The organism is Cyclobacterium qasimii M12-11B (genome assembly GCF_000427295.1).
GTDB classification, from domain to species: Bacteria; Bacteroidota; Bacteroidia; order Cytophagales; family Cyclobacteriaceae; genus Cyclobacterium; species Cyclobacterium qasimii.
Window position 1 is genome coordinate 1 of record NZ_ATNM01000061.1, and the last position, 501, is coordinate 501.

Annotated in this window: 1 protein-coding gene; it reads right to left on the reverse strand. The window is 62.1% G+C overall.

What is annotated here, in order from left to right:
- Positions 1 to 11: 11 nt before the first annotated feature.
- A partial coding sequence (locus ADICYQ_RS31130) for a hypothetical protein (protein WP_235114408.1) occupies positions 12 to 501 on the reverse strand: 490 nt, incomplete at its 5' end.

The window sequence follows — 501 nt, forward strand, 5'->3', positions numbered from 1 at the left end:
ACCTCTACAGATTACCTGCGCGTCAGCATCCTACTGAACCAAGAACGCTGAGGCGGCTGCTCGTGAATTTCGGGCACGAGTCGGGAAGTCACGAGGTCGCGCATCGCCGTTCGAGCCGACGAGCGCGGCGCCGCATCCACCAGGGTTTTGCCGCTCAGAACCGCACCGTCAAACCCGGCAAGGTCGTGAGGAACGAGTACCGGATGCTCGATCCCTCCGAACCGCGAGAGCGTCTGGGTCACTTGGCCGTGCGGGTTCAAGCCACTGGCGCTGACCCGAACCTTATTCATCACAACGCTTACGTTGCGCGTTGTGACCGTCTCGAGCAGGTCGACATGCGCACGCAAAAATCGCGATAGGCCCACCGGGTCGGCCGCTCCCACCGCGATCACATGGTCGGCCGCACGCACCGCGGTGACAGCAGCGGCATTGCGTCTCGGGGGCAAAGAGGTCACTTGAGATCTCTTCGTCGTTCTCAAGACTCGAGCTGGTATCGAGCAC